The sequence below is a fragment of the Streptomyces sp. TAA204 genome (assembly GCF_000424965.1).
The window spans coordinates 35,695-52,742 of record NZ_AUKW01000001.1 but is presented as its reverse complement, the minus strand read 5'-3'; the positions used below and the strand labels follow the sequence as shown (position 1 = coordinate 52,742).

Here is a 17,048-nt window from a genome sequence, read left to right as displayed (position 1 = left end):
GTCAGCCGTCCAGCTGCCCGATCGTGGCGACGGACGGGCCGCGCCGCCCGCGCAGTTCACGGGAGACCGCTTCGGCGTCGCGCAGCACCCGTACCGCGTTGTGCCACGTCAGCTTGGCGAGATCCGAGCGTGACCAGTTCCGGCGCAGCAGTTCGGCGACGAGGTGCGGATATCCGGAGACGTCCCGCAGCTGCTCGGGAGTGAACGCCGTGCCGTCGAAGTCGCCGCCGATGCCGATGTGATCGATGCCCGCGACCTCCCGCATGTGGTCGAGGTGGTCCGCGACAGTGGCGGCGTCGGCCCGCGGCCGCGGGTGCTCGCGTTCGAACTCGCGGTGCACGCGCATGCCTTCCTCACCGGTGTCCAGCGGGTGCAGGCCGTGCGCGCGCATGTTCTCGTCGGCGGCCTGCGTCCAGGCGACGGCTTCCGGAAGGACGAACTTCGGTACGAACGTCGCCATGGCCACACCGCCGTTGGCCGGCACCGACTCCAGCACGTCGTCGGGAATGTTGCGCGGGTGGTCGCACACGGCACGCGCCGAGGAGTGCGAGAAGATCACGGGCGCCTCGCTCACCCGCAGCGCGTCCCGCATGGTCGACGCCGCGACGTGGGAGAGGTCGACGAGCATGCCGGCCCGGTTCATCTCCGCCACGACCTCCTCGCCGAAGCGGGTGAGTCCGCCGTGGCGGGGCTCGTCCGTCGCCGAATCCGCCCAGTCGATGGTGTCGTTGTGCGTGAGCGTCATGTAGCGCACGCCAAGTTCGTGCAGCGCGCGCAGTGTGGCGAGGGAGTTGTTGATGGAGTGGCCGCCCTCGGCGCCCATCAGCGAGGCGATGCGGCCCTCGGAGCGTGCCGTCTCCAGGTCGCCGGCGGTACGGGCCATGCGGAGGTCGTCCGGGTAGCGGGCCGTCAACTGCCTGACCACGTCGATCTGTTCCAGACAGGCGCTCACCGCGCTGTCGCCGCTCAGATCGGTGCGCACGTACACCGACCAGAACTGGCCGCCGACGCCGCCAGCGCGCAGCCGCGGGATGTCGGTGTGCAGATGCGCGGACTGGTCGCGGGAGATGTCACGCAGGCCGAGGTCGTAGGCCACCTGTTCGCGCAGCGCCCACGGCAGGTCGTTGTGGCCGTCCACCACGGGGGCCTCGGCGAGGAGTTCGCGCGCCCGGGCGAGCAGCTCGTCCGTTCCGGCGGTGGCCGTCATCAGCTGCCCCCGAAGCCGAAACCGGTCCGGCCGGCGGCGACCTTGCCGCGCAGCCGCCGGCCCTTCTCCTTCGCCTCGTCGTTGAGTTCCTCCTGGAAGCGGACCATGCGCTCCCGCAGTTCGTGGTCGTGGGCGGCGAGCATGCGCACGGCCAGCAGACCCGCGTTGCGGGCGCCGCCGACGGAGACCGTGGCGACCGGCACGCCGGCGGGCATCTGCACGATGGACAGCAGCGAGTCCATGCCGTCCAGGTACTTCAGCGGCACCGGTACGCCGATGACCGGCAGCGGCGTCACGGAGGCGAGCATGCCGGGCAGATGAGCGGCGCCGCCCGCGCCCGCGATGACGGCGCGCAGTCCGCGGGAGGCGGCCTCCTGGCCGTAGGCGACCATCTCGTGCGGCATGCGGTGCGCGGAGACGACGTCTGCCTCGTAGGGGACCTCGAACTCGTCCAGGGCCTTGGCTGCTTCCTCCATGACGGGCCAGTCGGAGTCGGAGCCCATCACGAGGCCGACGAGCGGGGTGGTGGTCGTCATTCGGTGATCGTCCCTCGCAGGTATCCGGCGGCGTGGGCGGCGCGTTCGCGCACATCGGCCAGGTCGTCGCCGTAGGTGTTGACGTGGCCGACCTTGCGGCCGTGCTTCACGTCCTTGCCGTACATGTGGATCTTCAACTGCGGGTCGCGCGCCATGCAGTGCAGGTAGGCGGAGTACATGTCCGGGTAGTCGCCGCCCAGTACGTTCGCCATCACCGTCCACCGTGCGCGGGCGCGCGGGTCGCCCAGCGGGAGGTCGAGCACGGCACGCACGTGGTTGGCGAACTGCGAGGTGACCGCGCCGTCCTGGGTCCAGTGGCCGGAGTTGTGCGGGCGCATCGCCAGCTCGTTCACCAGCACGCGCCCGTCGCGGGTCTCGAAGAGCTCCACCGCCAGATGCCCGACCACGCCGAGTTCCTGGGCGATCCGGAGGGCCAGCTCCTGAGCCTGTACCGCCTCCTCGGAGAGAAGGCCGGGCGCGGGGGCGATCACGGTGTCGCAGACGCCGTCGACCTGGACGGATTCCACGACGGGATAGGCGACCGCCTGGCCGTGCGGTGAGCGCACCACGCACGCCGCCAGTTCCCGCGCGAAGTCGACCTTCTCCTCCGCCAGTACGGGCACTCCGGCCTTGAACGGCTCGGCGGCCTCCTCGGTGGAGCGCACGACCCAGACGCCCTTGCCGTCGTAACCGCCGCGCACGGTCTTCAGCACGACGGGCACCGGGAAGGCGCCGCTCCCGCCGCTGTCGCCGCTCCCGCCCGTCGCGCTGCCGCTGCCGCTGCCGCCGCCGTCCGCCACCTCGGCCGCGAAGGCCGCCGCGTCCGCGGGGTCGCGTACGGTCCGGTGCCGCGGGCAGGGCACGCCGATGCTGTCGAGCCGGGCGCGCATCACGCCCTTGTCCTGGGCGTGCACGAGCGCGTCGGCACCCGGCCGTACGGGGATGCCCTCCGCCTCGAGCGCACGCAGGTGCTCGGTGGGCACATGCTCGTGGTCGAAGGTGAGCACGTCACAGCGGCGGGCGAAGTCACGCAGAGTGTCCAGGTCGCGGTAGTCGCCCACCACCACCTCGGGTGCCACGAGCGCCGCGGAATCCTGCGCAGTGTCCGAAAGAAGCCTGAATCCGATGCCGAGGGAGATGCCCGCCTGATGGGTCATACGGGCGAGCTGGCCACCACCGACCATGCCGAGAACCGGGAACGTCACAAGGTCAGGGTATCCGCACACCACATCCCCCCGGTGCGCGGAGGGCGGCCGGTATAGTGCGCGCGGCTTGATGAGTACCTGGCGAGATTTCGGTTCACGGGGGAGTGCGCATGGCTGCGGGCAGGGGCGATCTGGGTCTGGACGGAACGGGAACGCTCAGTCAGGGAAAGCGGCTGGACAACGCGGCCGGCGACCTGGACTCCGTCGGCAGGCTGCTGGGCAAGGGGGTGAGCGGCCCCGCCTACGCCGTCACCACCCTCTTCGGCGACAGCAAGTTCGGCGAGTACGGGGCCGATTCGGCCTTCCCCGCCTTCGCCCGCGCCTGGAACGAGGAGGTCGGCGTACTGGCCGACGCGCTCCGCGAGCTGCACAAGAAGATCGGTGACGGCGTCGCCACGACCCAGGGTGAGGACGTGCGCCGGGGCGAGAGCTTCCGCTCCCTTCAGGTGCCCGCCGAGGAGGGAGGGCGATGACGTCCCTCGGCCGCGACCGCAAGAAGGAACTCGACGACCTGCTGGGCGACATCGAATCCGGTCCCCTGTGGGGCGGATTCGTCGGTGAGATAGCCAAGATCCAGCTCGCGAACAAGATCGAGAACGCACTCGGCTTCCCCGAGCCCGAGGGCGATCCGGACCATATCGCCGGCAAGGCACGCGACTACGCCAACGCCTCCTCGCACGTCAGCACCGTGCACGGGGACGTCAAGGCGGTCGCCCGCGCCGGACTGCCCGAGGTCTGGGTGGGCCAGGCGGGCAGCAAGGCCGCCGAGGTCACCGACGCGGCCGCCTACAGCGCCGACCAGATGGCGGAGAAGTTCGCCCAGGCCGGCAAGGAACTGCAGATGCTCTCCATGGGCATCCAGGACGCGAAGAGTTCGCACGGACGCGGACTCGACGCGCTCCACGCGGCCCGCAACCACCTCGGCGACAGCCCGGTCACCGCCTCCGAGGACGATGCCGCCAGAGCCAGGACTGCGGCGCTGGACGGCGTCAGGCTCCTGCGCTCCGCCGTCGAACGGGCAGAGGAGGCCGGTGAACGCGCACACCGGGAGTTGGACAAGCTCACCTCCGAGGCACGCGCGGGGAAGCTCGACTCCGACCACCTCTCCGCCGCCGACCGGATCACCCTCGCGGACGCCGCGGCGCACGGCGGCGAACGCGACGAGAACGAGATCCTCACCGCCAACGACCTGCGCCGTTCGGGCACCCGCCTGGACAGGATGAGCGCCTCGGAGCGCGCGGCCTTCGACGGGATGCTGGACGGAGCCCAGTCGCCCGAGGAACGCGCGTACTTGATGAAGGCGCTCGCCGCCGGCCACGATCTGGAGCAGATCCAGGACTTCCGCGACAAGATCCACCCCTACGGCGACGACCCGGCCTGGCTGCAGGAGCACCTGACGCCGATCACCAACAGTCCCGGAGACTCCAGGGAATACGGCGACCAGGACGCCGACGTCTCCTTCGGACCGCAGCGCTGGGAGCAGGAAGGCCCCACCTGTGTCGCCATGTCCACCGTGACGGCGCACGCCGCGTCCGACCCCCTCTACGCCCTGGAACTCACCACGGGCGGCCACCCCGGCGACCCGGAGCACGACAACCCGGAGGCGTTCGAGGAGCGCATGCGGGACGAGGAGACGCGCGTCTACGACACCCGGGACGACGAGGACCAGGACGGCATGACCAACGACGAGAGCGAGGAGATCGCCGACAGCGAGATCGGCGCTCACACCGGCAGCGACTACGAGAACCGCGACTTCGAGGACGCGGGGGACCGTGAGGACGCGCTGCCGGAGATCCGCGACTCCGTCAACGAGGGCAAGCCCGTACCGCTGAGCGTCCGCGGCGAGGACAGCGGCCACCAGATCATGATCATCGGCCAGGAGGGCGACAGGCTCCAGGTCTACAACCCCTGGGGCTTCACGACGTGGGTGAGCGAGGACGACTTCGTCAACGGCAACATGGCAGGGGCGTCCGACGAGCGCCTGCCCACGCCCACTTCCGCGCGGCTCCCGGAGTGAGCGGCGCACCCGGCCTCCGCGAGTAAGGCGGCACGTATGCGAGCGAAGAGCGCTCTGATCATCCTCACCGCCGTCGTCGCCGTCGCCGTGGCCGTTCTCTCGGGTTTCTGGCTCTTGGGGGGCGGCGGGGACGGCGGGAACGACGACGGCGGCACGGGCGGCAAGAGCGGCAACAGCTCCGGTGCCGCGTCCTCCCCCGTACCGGAGCGGACCTACGACAAGAACCACACCCGCATCCGGGTCGCGCCCGGCCGGCGCTTCGCCCTGAAGCTGGAGGAGAACCCGGGCACCGGCTACGCCTGGGTGACCGACCCGCCGGAGCCCGACACCTCCGTCATCGAAGCGACGGGCAGGAGTTTCCAGGGCTCCGACCCGGAGCGCCTGGGCTCCGGGGGCACCCGCTTCCTGGAGTTCCGGGCGCGCGCCCCCGGCCGTACGACCGTGAAGCTGCGCCACTGCTTCCGGTGCGGTACCTCCAGTGAGCGGACCGATGAAGACCACGAGGCCACGAAGGTGACCTTCGACGTGACCGTGCGGAAGTGAGACCTGCCGTGACAGACGAGACGGGCGGCACCGGCCGCCGCACCACCGACGAGGAACTGCGCGCCCTCGACATCCCCCTGCTCCTGCGGTACGGACTCACCCTCGAAGGGGCGCACCGCACAGCCCTCTTCGGCGACGGTGCCGTGGCCGCGGCGCTCGCCGCCGAGGACCACCACGTCCACCCGCGCGGCGTGTCGTATCTCGGCGAGGTCGTACGGCGCGGCGGTGTGCGGTCCGCCGCGGCGCTGCCCGAGCCGCTGCCCGGCTGCGCGGCGGGGCCGGCGAAGGAGTGGCTGGCCACCGCCGCGTCGGTCGTCGAGGACGGGGACGTGGACGGCGACGAGACCGTGGCCCGCTGGCTGGAGGCGACGGCAGCCGTGATGGAACTGCGCCGCGGCTCGCGCGGCCACGAGGACGGGTAGCGCGCACCGCTCCGGCCCTCCGGCGCCGTGCCCGCAGCGAGGCGGCGGGCACGGCGCCGGAGGGCCGGAGATGCCCGCACTGCGGAGGACGGGCCCGCTGGTTAGCATGGCTCGGGGGACGGATCACCGACCGGAACGGGGCCAGCGGGACATGAGTGGATGGGGCGCAGCGCGCACAGTGAGACGACTGCGCACCCGGCTCGAACGACTCGCTCGCGAAATCGCGAAGTTCGGAGCCGTGGGTGCCGTCGGATTCCTCGTCAATGTAGCCGTCTTCAATCTGTGCATCCACACCCTGCAGTTGGCGCCCATCCGCTCGGGTGTGCTCTCGCAGCTCGTCGCGATCGCCACCAACTACCTGGGCAACCGCTACTGGACGTACCGGCACACCGACAAGCGCCGCATCCGGCGCGAGACGGCTCTCTTCTTCACCTTCAGCGGCATCGCGCTGGTCATCGAGAACGCCGTGCTCGCCGTGTCCCACTACGGCTTGGGCTTCACCACACCGCTCGCGGACAACATCGCCAAGAACGTCATCGGGCTCGGGATCGGCACGCTCTTCCGCTTCTGGACCTACCGCACCTGGGTCTTCAGAGCGCCTTCAGCGCACGCCCCGGGAGTCCTCGGCTCCGCGTCCGGAGAGGGTCTCCCGGCTGAGAAAGAGCGCGAAGACCGGCGGGTGCTGCTGAAGTAGCTCCAGGCGTCCGCCGTCCGCCTCCGCGAGGTCGCGGGCGACGGCCAGGCCGAGACCGGTGGAGTTGTGGCCGCTGACGGTCCTCTCGAAGACCCGCGAGCCCAGCTCGGGGTCGACTCCCGGGCCTTCGTCCGTCACCTCGACGACGACCTGGTTGCCCGTCACACGTGTGCGCAGGGCGACCGTACCGGCCCCGTGCATCAGGGAGTTCTCGATGAGTGTCGCGATCACCTGGGCGACCGCGCCGGGTGTGCCCACGGCCCGCATCCCCGGTTTCCCGGAGCGTACGATCGCCCTTCCCTCGTTCCTGACGGCGGGTTTCCACTCCTCGACCTGCTGCTTGAGGACCTCGTCCAGGTCGAAGCCGACCGCCGAACCGGAGTGCGGGTCACGGGAGTTGGTCAGCAGCCGCTGCACTACGTCGGTCAGCCGCTCCACCTGGGCCAGCGCGATCGTCGCCTCCTCCTTGACGATGGCCCGGTCCTCGGGATCGTCGGTGTCGGCCGTCGCGATGATCTCCTCCAGCCGCATCGACAGGGCGGTCAGCGGCGTACGCAGCTGGTGCGAGGCGTCGGCGGCCAGGCGCCGTTCCGCGGTCAGCATCCTGCCGATCCGGTCCGCGCTTCCGTCCAGCACGTCCGCGACCCTGTCCAGTTCGGGGACGCCGTAGCGCCGGTGGCGGGGCCGCGGGTCGCCCGAGCCGAGCCGCTCGGCCGTCTCGGCGAGGTCGGTGAGCGGGGCGGCGACGCGGTGGGCCTGCCGTACGGCGAGGATCGCGGCGGCGGCGACCGCGAGCAGCGCTACGGCGAGGATGATCAGCAGGGTACGGCCGATCTCCTCCTGCACGGAGCTGTAGGACTGCTGCACGGTGATCCGCTCTCCGTGCGCACCGGTACGGGACGCCTCGATCACCTTGCCCTCGGGCCGGTCGCCCAGGGTGATGGTCCGCTTGCCGGGGACGGCGATACGGACGTAGCGGTTCGTGGGCACGGCGTTGTCCATCGTCGCCGGCGACACCCGCTCCCCTGCGACGATGCGGCTCTCCACCACGGAGACCAGCTGTACGGCCTCCGAGGTGACGCCGTCCTCCGCGCTGGCCTCGATGGAGCGGGCCTCGACGATGATCAGCGAGATGCCGAAGACGGCGACCACGACGAGGACGACGGCGAGCGTCGACTGGATCAGCCTGCGGCGCACGTACGGCCTCCGGGGCGGCGGCGGCCGGTGGCGGAGGACCGCCGGTGGCCCCCGTTGCGGGGTGTCTGCTGCGACAGCGCTGTCCGTGAGGGTGCCGACCGCGACGGTGCCCGCACGCTCAGCTCTTCTCGAAGCGGAATCCGACACCCCGCACGGTGGCGATGTAGCGCGGATTGGCGGCGTCGTCACCGAGCTTCTTGCGGAGCCAGGAGATGTGCATGTCCAGGGTCTTGGTCGAGGACCACCATGTGGTGTCCCACACCTCGCGCATGAGCTGGTCGCGGGTGACGACCCGGCCCGCGTCGCGCACCAGCACCCTGAGCAGGTCGAACTCCTTGGCCGTCAGCTGGAGTTCCTCCTCGCCCATCCACACGCGGTGCGACTCGACGTCGATCCGCACGCCGTGCGTGGCGGGCTGCACGGCCGGCTCGGCCGCCGCGCCCCGCCGCAGCAGGGCCCGTACGCGCGCGAGCAGTTCGGCGAGCCGGAAGGGTTTGGTGACGTAGTCGTCGGCGCCCGCGTCCAGGCCGACGACGGTGTCCACCTCGTCGGCACGCGCGGTGAGGACGAGCACGGGGAAGGTGTGCCCCTCGTTGCGCAGTCTGCGGCAGACCTCCAGGCCGTCCATGCCGGGAAGGCCGAGGTCCAGGACGACCAGATCGATCCCCTCGTGCAGCCCGGCGTCGAGCGCTGTGGGGCCGTCCTTGCGGACCTCGACCTCGTATCCCTCGCGGCGCAGCGCACGGGCCAGTGGCTCCGAGATCGAGGTGTCGTCCTCGGCGAGCAGTACACGGGTCATGGCCCGATGGTAGTCCTCGTAGCCGAGGGTAAGGCAGGTCCCTGGCAACCAATGCGGATCGTCGGAGATGCAGACTCGTTACCTTCGAATGGCTGGAATGTGACGCCCTCAACCTGTGATCTGCATCGCAAGCTCTTCCGTCGGGGGTGCTTCTGTGACGTATGGTGAGGGCGCTTTCGACGTGATCACCCCAGGGGGGCGGCGTTCCGGCGGCTCCGCGGGCCGGTGATCCTGTGCGCCGGCCGGCCTCCGCGGTAGCCGGCCGGTCCGGTGGCGGGATTCCCGCGCAGTGGTGCGACCTGGTGCGTGCATATTGCATGTACCGCCGTGGGCGCCGTGAGCCGGACCCGGGTCGCCGGTACCGGCACCTCCGGCGGTCTCCTCGTTCTGTGCGCGCCGGAAGCTGCCAGGACCAGCCCACGACTCGGCCGGCCCCGTCCTGCGTACGCGCACGGGGCGCCCCGGCTGCCGGTGCCGACCCGCCGGTCCCCGGTGCCGGCCGCGTCCCATACAGCGAGGAGCCCCCCACATGGCCTCCACAGTGTCCAAGGACGCGCAGCAGGAACCGCCGGAGGAGGGCGGAAGAACCTTCTTCGGCCACCCCCGCGGACTCGCCACTCTCTTCATGACCGAGATGTGGGAGCGCTTCAGCTTCTACGGGATGCGCGCGCTGCTCGTCCTCTACCTCACGGCCGCCGTGAGTGAAGGCGGCATGGGCATGGCCACGGCCACGGCCGTGGCGCTCTACTCCGTCTACAACGCCACCGTCTATCTGATGTCGATGCCGGGCGGCTGGCTCGGCGACCGCGTCTGGGGCCCCCGCAAGACGGTCGCCATCTCCTCGTTCGTCATCATGACCGGTCACGCGCTGCTGGCGACGACCGTCGAGGTGCTCTTCTTCGCCGGTCTCGTCCTCATCGGCGTCGGCTCCGGACTGCTGAAGGCCAACATCTCCACGATGGTCGGCCACCTCTACCAGGGGCCCGACGACCCCCGCAGGGACGGCGGCTTCACCGTCTTCTACATGGGCATCAACATCGGCGCCTTCGCGGCCCCGCTGCTCATCGGCTGGGCGGGCCAGAAGGTCAGCTGGCACCTGGGCTTCGGCCTCGCGGCCCTGGGCATGGGCCTGGGCCTCATCCAGTTCCTGGTCGGCACCCGGCACCTGGCCCCGCAGTCCAGCACCGTTCCCAACCCGCTCAGCGTGGGGGAGCGCAACAAGGCGATACGCAACACCCTGGTCAGCGTCGCCGTGCTGGGCCTCTTCTACACCGCCGTCGTGCTCGCGAACGCCTTCACCATCGACTGGGTCCTGTGGCCGCTGAGCATCGCGGGGCTGATCCTGCCCACGTACTACTTCGCCAGGATGCGGCGCGACAGGGACGTCACGCCCGAGGAGAAGAAGAAGCTCAGCGCCTACATCTGGTTCTTCGTCGCCGCCGCGATCTTCTGGATGATCTTCGACCAGTCCGGCTCGACGCTCACACTCTTCGCCGAGAAGAGCACCTCGACGGACCTGCTGGGCATCGACTTCCCCGCGAGCTGGTTCCAGTCCGTCAACCCGCTGTGGGTGATGACGCTCGCCCCCGTGCTGGCCGCGCTCTGGGTCAAGCTCGGCAGCCGCAACCCGACCACGACGACGAAGTTCTCCATCGGTCTCATCGGCATCGGCACCTCCTTCGGCGTGATGATGCTGGCGATGGCGGCCGCCTCCGGTGACACCAGGGTCAGCCCGCTGTGGCTGATCGTGGTCTACCTGATCCAGACCGTCGCGGAGCTGTGCCTGTCCCCGGTCGGGCTGTCGGTGACCACGAAGCTGGCCCCGGCCAAGTACGCGAGCCAGCTCATGGGTGTCTGGTTCCTGGCGGTGACCGCGGGCGACTGCGTCTTCGCGATCGTCCAGCTCCTCATCGGCGACGCGGCAAGCGGCCGGACCGGCTTCGCGGTGCAGGGCGTCATCGCGGTGCTGGCGGGCGTGGTCTTCCTGGCCGCCCGCAAGAGGATCAGGCCGATGCTGGGGACGGTGAAGTAGCGCCCCGCTCACGGACGTACGCGGCCCCCGGTCTTCGCAGCTGTCCACTGCGGAGCGGGGGCCGCGCGCGTGAGGCGTGCCACTTCCACCACGGAGAGTGATGTTGCGGCCATGGCTCCGGGCCCTGACTCTGGGAGGGTGCGCCGGTTCCCGATCATCCTCGTCGCGTGCCTGACGCTGCTGCTGTGCACGTCAATCGTGGTGCGCGGCGACTCGGCCGAAGATCCGGCGACGGAGCGCGCCCACTCCTACGGCAGCGCACCCCGCCAGAAGCTGGTCGCATACCGTGACCACTCCGCGCCCCGGGGCGAGTCCGGGCGGCGTCCCGGCGTGATCATCCTGCACGGCGGCTTCTGGTTCCACGACCGTCCCGCCGGCTGGAACGCCTGGGCCCAGCGGATCGCCGACTCCGGGGCGGCCGTCTTCGACGTCGACTACCGCCGCAGCATCGACGCCTCCTGGCCCGCCCAGCGCTCGGACGTGCTGCGCGCACTGCGCTGGATACGCGAGCGGGCCGGCATCTTCGGGGTCGACCCGCACCGCATCGTCCTGCTCGGCTCCTCGGCGGGCGGCCAGCTCGCCACCAGCGTCGGTACGTACGGGGCAGGACGACGGCACGTCGCCGGAGTCATAGGGCTCTCGCCCGTCGTCGACCCCTACCGCGCCTGGCGCGACGGAGCGGGAGACACGGGCGAGCACGGCCGGGGACTGACGGTGCTGCGGGCGAGCGCCGCCGTACTCGCGGGCTGCGAGCCCAGGCGCGGACAGGGTGAGGGCCCCGAACGCTGCCGCGACGTCTGGCGTGACATGTCGGCGGTGCGGCATGCCACGGGCAGTGAGGACGCCCCCATGCTGCTGATCCACTCACGGCGCGACTTCGTACCGGTCGCGCACTCCGAGGAGCTGCGCATCGCGGAGCGCGGCAGGGGCATGGCTGCCGACGACATCACGGTCGTCACCGTGCCGGGGGCGGTGCACGGCGGCGGGCTGATGACACAGCCGGGTGTGGCGTCGCGGGTGCTGGAGTGGATCGCCGAGCGCAAGCGCGGACCCGCTCAGGACTGAGGGGCACCCCCGGTGTGTGCGGGAGTGCCCCTCAGTCCTGTGCCCTGGCGGTGTCCCGGCCGCGCCACGGGTCTGCCCGTGGCGCGCGGGCCCGCGTCCGCAGGCCGACGTCCGTGCGGACACGACGTCCACGCAGTCCTACGGGAGGTTGCGGGCCATCACGATCCGCTGGACCTGGTTCGTGCCCTCGTAGATCTGCGTGATCTTCGCGTCGCGCATCATCCGCTCGACCGGGTAGTCACGGGTGTACCCGTAGCCGCCCAGGAGCTGGACGGCGTCCGTGGTGATCTCCATGGCCGCGTCCGAGGCGTAGCACTTGGCCGCCGCGCCGAAGAAGGTCACCGCCTCCTCGCCGCTCCCCAGAGCCAGGCGCTCCGACCGGGCCGCGGCCGCGTAGGTCAGCTGACGGGCCGCCTCCAGCTTCATCGCCATGTCGGCCAGCATGAACTGCACGCCCTGGAAGTCGCCGACCGGCTTGCCGAACTGCTTGCGCTCGGCGACGTAGCCCTTGGCGTAGTCGAGCGCGCCCTGCGCGATGCCGAGGGCCTGGGCCGCGATGGTGATGCGGGTGTGGTCGAGGGTCTGCATCGCCGTGGCGAAGCCGGTGCCCTCCTCACCGAGCATCCGGTCGGCCGGTACGCGCACGTTGTCGAGGTAGACCTCACGCGTCGGAGAGCCCTTGATGCCGAGCTTCTTCTCCGGGGCGCCGAAGGAGACGCCCTCGTCGTCCTTCTCGATGACGAAGGCCGAGATGCCCTTGGTGCGCTTGTCCGGGTCGGTCACGGCCATGACGGTGTAGTAGTCGGAGACCCCGGCGTTGGTGATCCAGCGCTTCACGCCGTTGAGGATGTAGTGGTCGCCGTCCCGTACCGCCTTGGTCTTCATGCCGCCCGCGTCCGAGCCGGCGTCCGGCTCGCTCAGGCAGTACGAGAACATCGAGCCGCCGCTCGCGAGGGGCGAGAGGTACCTCTTCTTCAGCTCCTCGGAGCCGGAGAGGATCACGGGCAGCGAGCCGAGCTTGTTGACCGCCGGGATCAGCGACGAAGAGGCGCACACGCGGGCGACCTCCTCGATGACGATGACGGTCGCCAGGGCGTCGGCACCCGCGCCCCCGTACGCCTCCGGCACGTGCACCGCGTGCAGGTCGTTGGCCTCCAGCGCGTCCCGCGCCTCCTGCGGGAAGCGGGCCTCCTCGTCCACCTCGGCGGCGAAGGGTGCGATCTTCGCCTCGGACAGGGCGCGCACCGAGTCCCTGAGCATCTCGTGCTCCTCGGACGGCCGGTAGAGATCGAAGTCGGCGGCTGCGCTTTTTCCCGATGGCGCCAAGGCGTCTCACTCCTCTTCAACTCTGCTGCGCCGGACGGCGAGCGGCGGGCGGCAGACATCTGCTAATTACCGTTAAGTAACTCAATTCTAGAGGCCCCGGCCCGGCCCGGGATACGTGAGGTTCATGACAGGCGGCCCCCGGATATGCTCGCGGGCAGCGTTCTCGGAGCGTTCCCGGAGTCGTCCCACAGGAGCACCGCACACATGTCCGACAGGGCCCCGCTCAAGATCACAGTGATCGGCACCGGCTATCTCGGTGCCACCCACGCCGCCGCCATGGCCGAACTCGGCTTCGAGGTGCTGGGCCTGGACATCTCCCCGGAGAAGATCGCGCTGCTGGAACGCGGCGAGACGCCGATGTACGAGCCCGGGCTGGAGGATCTGCTGCGCAAGCACGTGGCAGGACACGCCGGCTCCAGCGGACGCCTGCGCTTCACCACCTCCTACGAGGAGGTCGGCGCCTTCGGGGACGTGCACTTCGTCTGCGTCAACACTCCGCAGCGGCACGGCGAGTACGCCTGCGACATGTCCTACGTCGACAGCGCGGTCGACTCGCTGGCCCCCCATCTGGACCGTCCCGCCCTGGTCGTCGGCAAGTCCACCGTGCCCGTCGGGAGCGCGGAGCGTCTCGCCGGCCGGCTGGCTTCCCTGGCTCCCGCCGGCCAGGACGCAGAACTGGCCTGGAACCCGGAGTTCCTGCGGGAGGGCTTCGCTGTCAAGGACACGCTGCACCCGGACCGCATCGTCGCCGGCGTACGCAGCGAGCGCGCGGAGCGGCTGCTGCGCGAGGTGTACGCGGCACCGCTCGCCGAGGGCACGCCCTTCGTCGTCACCGACTTCCCCACGGCGGAACTGGTCAAGACCTCGGCCAACTCCTTCCTGGCGACGAAGATCTCCTTCATCAACGCCATGGCCGAGGTGTGCGAGGCAGCCGACGGTGACGTGGTGAAGCTGGCCGAGGCCATAGGGTACGACGACCGCATCGGCAAGAAGTTCCTGCGCGCCGGCATCGGCTTCGGCGGCGGCTGCCTGCCCAAGGACATCCGTGCCTTCATGGCCCGCGCGGGCGAACTGGGCGCCTCTCAGGCGCTGACGTTCCTGCGTGAGGTCGACTCGATCAACATGCGGCGCCGGGCGCAGATGGTGGAGCTGACCCGCGACGCCGTGGGCGGCACTCTGCTGGGCACCCGTATCGGCGTGCTCGGCGCCACCTTCAAGCCGGACTCCGACGACGTACGGGACTCGCCCGCCCTGAACGTCGCAGGTCAACTGCACCTCCAGGGGGCGCAGGTGACGGTCTACGACCCCAAGGGCATGGACAACGCCCGCGCCATCTTCCCCACCCTGCGCTACGCGCCGAGCGCGCAGGAGGCCGTACGCGGCGCGGAGGTGGTGCTGCACCTGACGGAGTGGCGCGAGTTCCAGGAGCTGGACCCGGCGGCGCTGGGCGAGACGGTGGCGGTGCGGCACCTGCTCGACGGCCGCAATACGCTTGATCCGGCGGTGTGGCGCAAGGAGAACTGGAAGTTCCGCGCCCTGGGCCGTCCCACGGCCTGACTGCTCCGCGCCGTGGCCGCACCGCCGAAGGGGCGGCCACGTGCGCCTGCGGCCGCCGGCCGCTGCCGCCGGCCGCGCCGCCCTGCGCCGGGAACGAGTCAGCCCTGCCGTCTGGCACGGTACGCGCGCATCTTGGCGCGGCTCCCGCAGACCGCCATCGTGCACCAGCGTCCCCGGCCGGCCGGGCTGCGGTCGTAGAAGACCCACTGGCAGTCGTGGGCCTGGCACGCCTTGAGCCGCTGCCAGTCGCCGTCGGCCTCCGCGGCGGCTATGCCCGCCGCGATACGGGCGGTCAGAGCCTCGATCCCGGACAGGCCCTCGGCTGCCCGCAGTCCGGCCCGCCCGTTCGCGTCCACGGCGAGGACGAGCGGCGCACGGGCGAGCCGCCGTCCGAGCGCTTCGGACGCCTCGGGGGGCATGTCGCTGCCCGTGTGCGCCTGACAGGCCGCACGCAGAGCCTCACGCAGTTCGCGCAGCGCGGCGAGGTCCCGCCCGGCGCAGTCCTTCCGGGTGCCGATCCCCTCGATCCCGTGACGGCGCGCGAAATCCGCGGTGCCGCCCGGTTCCGCGAGCGCGTCCTCGCCCGTCTCGATGTCGAGCGTGTTCGTCAGCTCTTGCACCAGTGCGAGCGATTTCGGGGCTGACCGGTCCGTCACGCTTGCCAGATTACCGATGGAGGGCCATTATCTGGTAACCACGAGCGTTACCAGTTCAAGACGTCAAGGGGTAACTATGGCCATCGCCACGATGAACTGCGTTGTTCTGGACTGCCCGGACCCGGCGCGTCTCGCCCGGTTCTACGCGGACGTGCTCGGCTGGAAGGTCGAACCGGACGACGGCGGCGAATGGGTCGACGTCCAGGGCCCCGACGGGCGCCGTCTCGCCTTCCAGGCCTCACCCGGCTTCATTCCGCCGCAGTGGCCCGGCGTGGAGCACGCCCAGCAGCTCCACCTGGACCTGGACGTGCCGAAGGACCGCCTCGACGAGGCGGAGAGAGAGGTGATCGAACTGGGTGCCCGGCTGATCCAGGGCGACGACGGCGGAAAGCGCGGCTTCCGCGTCTACCTGGACCCTGCCGGGCACCCGTTCTGTCTGTGCGCGTGCGACTGAGGCACGGGTTCACCGGTCCGAAGTGACGGTGACCTTCTCGTCGTTCTTCAACTGCTGCATCAGCTTCTGGACCTTCGGCTTGTCCCACTGCAGGGAACCCGCCGGTGCCGGCCCGGAGATCGGCATGTTCATGCGCTTGCCCTCTCCGCTGGAGACGTCCTTCATCGCGAAGAACATCGAGCCCAGGTTCCACAGGCTCATGTCCTCGTCCACGACGAGCGTGTCCAGCCCGGCCCCGAGCGTCGGGTAGAGCTTGAAGGGGTTGAAGACCGTCGAGGGCGTGGCGGTCTGACTGGCCAGGGCGGCCAGGAACTTCTGCTGGTTCTTGGTCCGCCCCAGGTCGCTGTCCCCGGTACCCGCGTGCCGGTTGCGGACGAACGCCAGGGCCTGCTTCCCGTCCAGGGTCTGCTTGCCCTTCCTGAAGTCCGCGCCGGAGTTCTTGTCCTTGATGTCCTGCGGGATGTTCATCTCCACACCGCCGACCGCGTCGACGATCTGGGCGAAGCCGCCGAAGCCGATCTCGGCGTAGTGGTCGATCTTCAGACCGGTGTTGTGCTCGACGGTACGGACCAGCAGCGGGGCGCCGTCCTGCGAATAGGCGGCGTTGAGCTTGGTCTGCTGGGTGTTGTTGAACTGCTTGCCGGACTCGGAGCCCTTGAAGGGCGGGATCTCGACCCAGGAGTCACGCGGCAGCGAGATCAGCGTCGGCCCGTTGCTGCCGACGTGCAGGATCATCATCGAGTCGGTGCGCTTGCCGGCGGCCGAGCCCGTGCGCAGTTCCTGCCGCTCCTGGGCGGAGAGTCCCTCGCGGCTGTCGGACCCGACGATCAGATAGTTGGTGCCGTCGCCCGCCTCCGGGCGCTCCTGGACGATGCTGAGGTCGACCTCCCGCCTCAGCTTGGAGTCGGCCCAGAAGTAGGTGCCGACGGACCAGACCAGCAGCACGACCACAAGGGATATCAGAGCGACCTTGAACCGGCTGCGACGGCGGGGCGGCGGCCCGTCGTCGTAGTAGGGGTCGTAGCCGTCGTGACCCCGGGGATCGCCGCCGTAGACCTGGCCGTCGCTGTAGCCCGAGTCGTACCCGCCGTACCCGTCGTCGTGGTACCCCGGCTGTCTGCCGTAGCCCGCGTCGTAGCCGCCTCTCGTCTGCGGCGGCACGCCTCCATGGGCGCGCGGGCTGCCGTACCTGTCGCGGGAACCTTCGTTCCATCCACCGGGCCAGTCATTCATGCACGGCAGTTTGCCTTGACTCGGCGGGAAGAACACAGTCCGGGTGACACTTCGGGCCGAGGCTGTAGCTGTTCTGATGCAAAGGCCCGGATTCTGCCGGCGGGC

17 protein-coding genes are annotated in these 17,048 nt (G+C 70.4%); 9 read left to right on the top strand and 8 right to left on the bottom strand.

The genetic code is table 11. From position 1 onward, the window contains the following. Position 1 precedes the first annotated feature (1 nt). Genes H343_RS0100225 through H343_RS0100215 form a run of 3 tightly spaced genes read right to left on the bottom strand, consistent with a single transcriptional unit; the run spans position 2 to position 2,927 of the window. On the bottom strand, positions 2 to 1,207 hold the full coding sequence (locus H343_RS0100225; protein WP_037901761.1) for a dipeptidase: 1,206 nt from the start codon (positions 1,205 to 1,207) through the stop codon (positions 2 to 4). Then, on the bottom strand, positions 1,207 to 1,743 hold the full coding sequence (gene purE, locus H343_RS0100220; RefSeq protein WP_028429489.1) for a 5-(carboxyamino)imidazole ribonucleotide mutase: 537 nt from the start codon (positions 1,741 to 1,743) through the stop codon (positions 1,207 to 1,209). The genes H343_RS0100225 and purE overlap by 1 nt, the downstream gene beginning before the upstream one ends. Then, on the bottom strand, positions 1,740 to 2,927 hold the full coding sequence (locus H343_RS0100215; protein ID WP_037901918.1) for a 5-(carboxyamino)imidazole ribonucleotide synthase: 1,188 nt from the start codon (positions 2,925 to 2,927) through the stop codon (positions 1,740 to 1,742). Before H343_RS0100215 ends, purE begins: the two co-directional genes overlap by 4 nt. 131 nt (positions 2,928 to 3,058) lie before the next feature. Between H343_RS0100215 and H343_RS0100210 the strand changes: the two genes are divergently transcribed. From H343_RS0100210 to H343_RS0100190, 5 genes are all read left to right on the top strand, one after another. Next, positions 3,059 to 3,421, top strand: a complete 363-nt coding sequence (locus H343_RS0100210) for a hypothetical protein (protein ID WP_028429487.1) — start codon at positions 3,059 to 3,061, stop codon at positions 3,419 to 3,421. Next, positions 3,418 to 4,965, top strand: coding sequence for a WXG100 family type VII secretion target (locus H343_RS28045; RefSeq protein ID WP_051264411.1), 1,548 nt, complete (start codon positions 3,418 to 3,420; stop codon positions 4,963 to 4,965). Before H343_RS0100210 ends, H343_RS28045 begins: the two co-directional genes overlap by 4 nt. Before the next feature lie 36 nt (positions 4,966 to 5,001). Further along, complete coding sequence (locus H343_RS28040) at positions 5,002 to 5,508, top strand: protease inhibitor I42 family protein (protein WP_051264410.1); 507 nt, start codon at positions 5,002 to 5,004, stop codon at positions 5,506 to 5,508. 8 nt (positions 5,509 to 5,516) lie between these two features. Then, positions 5,517 to 5,930, top strand: coding sequence for a hypothetical protein (locus H343_RS0100195; protein WP_028429486.1), 414 nt, complete (start codon positions 5,517 to 5,519; stop codon positions 5,928 to 5,930). Between the two features lie 151 nt (positions 5,931 to 6,081). Further along, positions 6,082 to 6,624: a GtrA family protein gene (locus H343_RS0100190; protein WP_028429485.1), complete on the top strand. Its 543-nt coding sequence runs from the start codon at positions 6,082 to 6,084 to the stop codon at positions 6,622 to 6,624. Here H343_RS0100190 and H343_RS0100185 read toward each other — a convergent pair. Both H343_RS0100185 and H343_RS0100180 read right to left on the bottom strand, forming a co-directional pair. Continuing rightward, the gene (locus H343_RS0100185; protein ID WP_028429484.1) at positions 6,532 to 7,821 is read right to left on the bottom strand and encodes an ATP-binding protein; all 1,290 of its coding nucleotides are present in this window, start codon (positions 7,819 to 7,821) and stop codon (positions 6,532 to 6,534) included. The two genes, H343_RS0100190 and H343_RS0100185, sit on opposite strands and share 93 nt — an antisense overlap. 118 nt (positions 7,822 to 7,939) lie before the next feature. Further along, positions 7,940 to 8,620, bottom strand: a complete 681-nt coding sequence (locus H343_RS0100180) for a response regulator transcription factor (RefSeq protein ID WP_028429483.1) — start codon at positions 8,618 to 8,620, stop codon at positions 7,940 to 7,942. A gap of 529 nt (positions 8,621 to 9,149) precedes the next feature. On the opposite strand from H343_RS0100180, the gene H343_RS0100175 reads away from it, so the two are divergent. After that, positions 9,150 to 10,652 (top strand): oligopeptide:H+ symporter, encoded by a 1,503-nt coding sequence (locus H343_RS0100175; protein ID WP_028429482.1) that lies wholly within the window; start codon positions 9,150 to 9,152, stop codon positions 10,650 to 10,652. 138 nt (positions 10,653 to 10,790) lie between these two features. After that, the gene (locus H343_RS28035) at positions 10,791 to 11,717 is read left to right on the top strand and encodes an alpha/beta hydrolase (protein WP_051264409.1); all 927 of its coding nucleotides are present in this window, start codon (positions 10,791 to 10,793) and stop codon (positions 11,715 to 11,717) included. Between the two features lie 138 nt (positions 11,718 to 11,855). On the opposite strand, the gene H343_RS0100165 is transcribed toward H343_RS28035, so the two are convergent. Then, positions 11,856 to 13,043: an acyl-CoA dehydrogenase family protein gene (locus H343_RS0100165; RefSeq protein WP_486586727.1), complete on the bottom strand. Its 1,188-nt coding sequence runs from the start codon at positions 13,041 to 13,043 to the stop codon at positions 11,856 to 11,858. Between the two features lie 204 nt (positions 13,044 to 13,247). Between H343_RS0100165 and H343_RS0100160 the strand changes: the two genes are divergently transcribed. After that, positions 13,248 to 14,600 (top strand): UDP-glucose dehydrogenase family protein, encoded by a 1,353-nt coding sequence (locus H343_RS0100160; protein WP_028429480.1) that lies wholly within the window; start codon positions 13,248 to 13,250, stop codon positions 14,598 to 14,600. Between the two features lie 98 nt (positions 14,601 to 14,698). Here the strand turns inward: H343_RS0100160 and H343_RS0100155 are convergent, their stop codons facing one another. Continuing rightward, positions 14,699 to 15,256: a CGNR zinc finger domain-containing protein gene (locus H343_RS0100155; RefSeq protein ID WP_028429479.1), complete on the bottom strand. Its 558-nt coding sequence runs from the start codon at positions 15,254 to 15,256 to the stop codon at positions 14,699 to 14,701. A gap of 76 nt (positions 15,257 to 15,332) precedes the next feature. On the opposite strand from H343_RS0100155, the gene H343_RS0100150 reads away from it, so the two are divergent. Further along, entirely contained in the window at positions 15,333 to 15,710 is a 378-nt protein-coding gene (locus tag H343_RS0100150; protein ID WP_028429478.1) for a VOC family protein, read from the top strand. A gap of 9 nt (positions 15,711 to 15,719) precedes the next feature. Here the strand turns inward: H343_RS0100150 and H343_RS0100145 are convergent, their stop codons facing one another. Further along, positions 15,720 to 16,943, bottom strand: a complete 1,224-nt coding sequence (locus H343_RS0100145) for an LCP family protein (RefSeq protein WP_078504887.1) — start codon at positions 16,941 to 16,943, stop codon at positions 15,720 to 15,722. Positions 16,944 to 17,048: the final 105 nt, after the last annotated feature.

What these genes read in the sequence shown, in the direction of transcription:
- H343_RS0100225 (WP_037901761.1), bottom strand. Translation starts at nt 1,207, where the DNA reads ATGACGGCCACCGCCGGAACGGACGAGCTGCTCGCCCGGGCGCGCGAA.
- purE (WP_028429489.1), bottom strand. Translation starts at nt 1,743, where the DNA reads ATGACGACCACCACCCCGCTCGTCGGCCTCGTGATGGGCTCCGACTCC.
- H343_RS0100215 (WP_037901918.1), bottom strand. Translation starts at nt 2,927, where the DNA reads ATGGTCGGTGGTGGCCAGCTCGCCCGTATGACCCATCAGGCGGGCATC.
- H343_RS0100210 (WP_028429487.1), top strand. Translation starts at nt 3,059, where the DNA reads ATGGCTGCGGGCAGGGGCGATCTGGGTCTGGACGGAACGGGAACGCTC.
- H343_RS28045 (WP_051264411.1), top strand. Translation starts at nt 3,418, where the DNA reads ATGACGTCCCTCGGCCGCGACCGCAAGAAGGAACTCGACGACCTGCTG.
- H343_RS28040 (WP_051264410.1), top strand. Translation starts at nt 5,002, where the DNA reads ATGCGAGCGAAGAGCGCTCTGATCATCCTCACCGCCGTCGTCGCCGTC.
- H343_RS0100190 (WP_028429485.1), top strand. Translation starts at nt 6,082, where the DNA reads ATGAGTGGATGGGGCGCAGCGCGCACAGTGAGACGACTGCGCACCCGG.
- H343_RS0100180 (WP_028429483.1), bottom strand. Translation starts at nt 8,620, where the DNA reads ATGACCCGTGTACTGCTCGCCGAGGACGACACCTCGATCTCGGAGCCA.
- H343_RS0100175 (WP_028429482.1), top strand. Translation starts at nt 9,150, where the DNA reads ATGGCCTCCACAGTGTCCAAGGACGCGCAGCAGGAACCGCCGGAGGAG.
- H343_RS0100160 (WP_028429480.1), top strand. Translation starts at nt 13,248, where the DNA reads ATGTCCGACAGGGCCCCGCTCAAGATCACAGTGATCGGCACCGGCTAT.
- H343_RS0100150 (WP_028429478.1), top strand. Translation starts at nt 15,333, where the DNA reads ATGGCCATCGCCACGATGAACTGCGTTGTTCTGGACTGCCCGGACCCG.
- H343_RS0100145 (WP_078504887.1), bottom strand. Translation starts at nt 16,943, where the DNA reads ATGAATGACTGGCCCGGTGGATGGAACGAAGGTTCCCGCGACAGGTAC.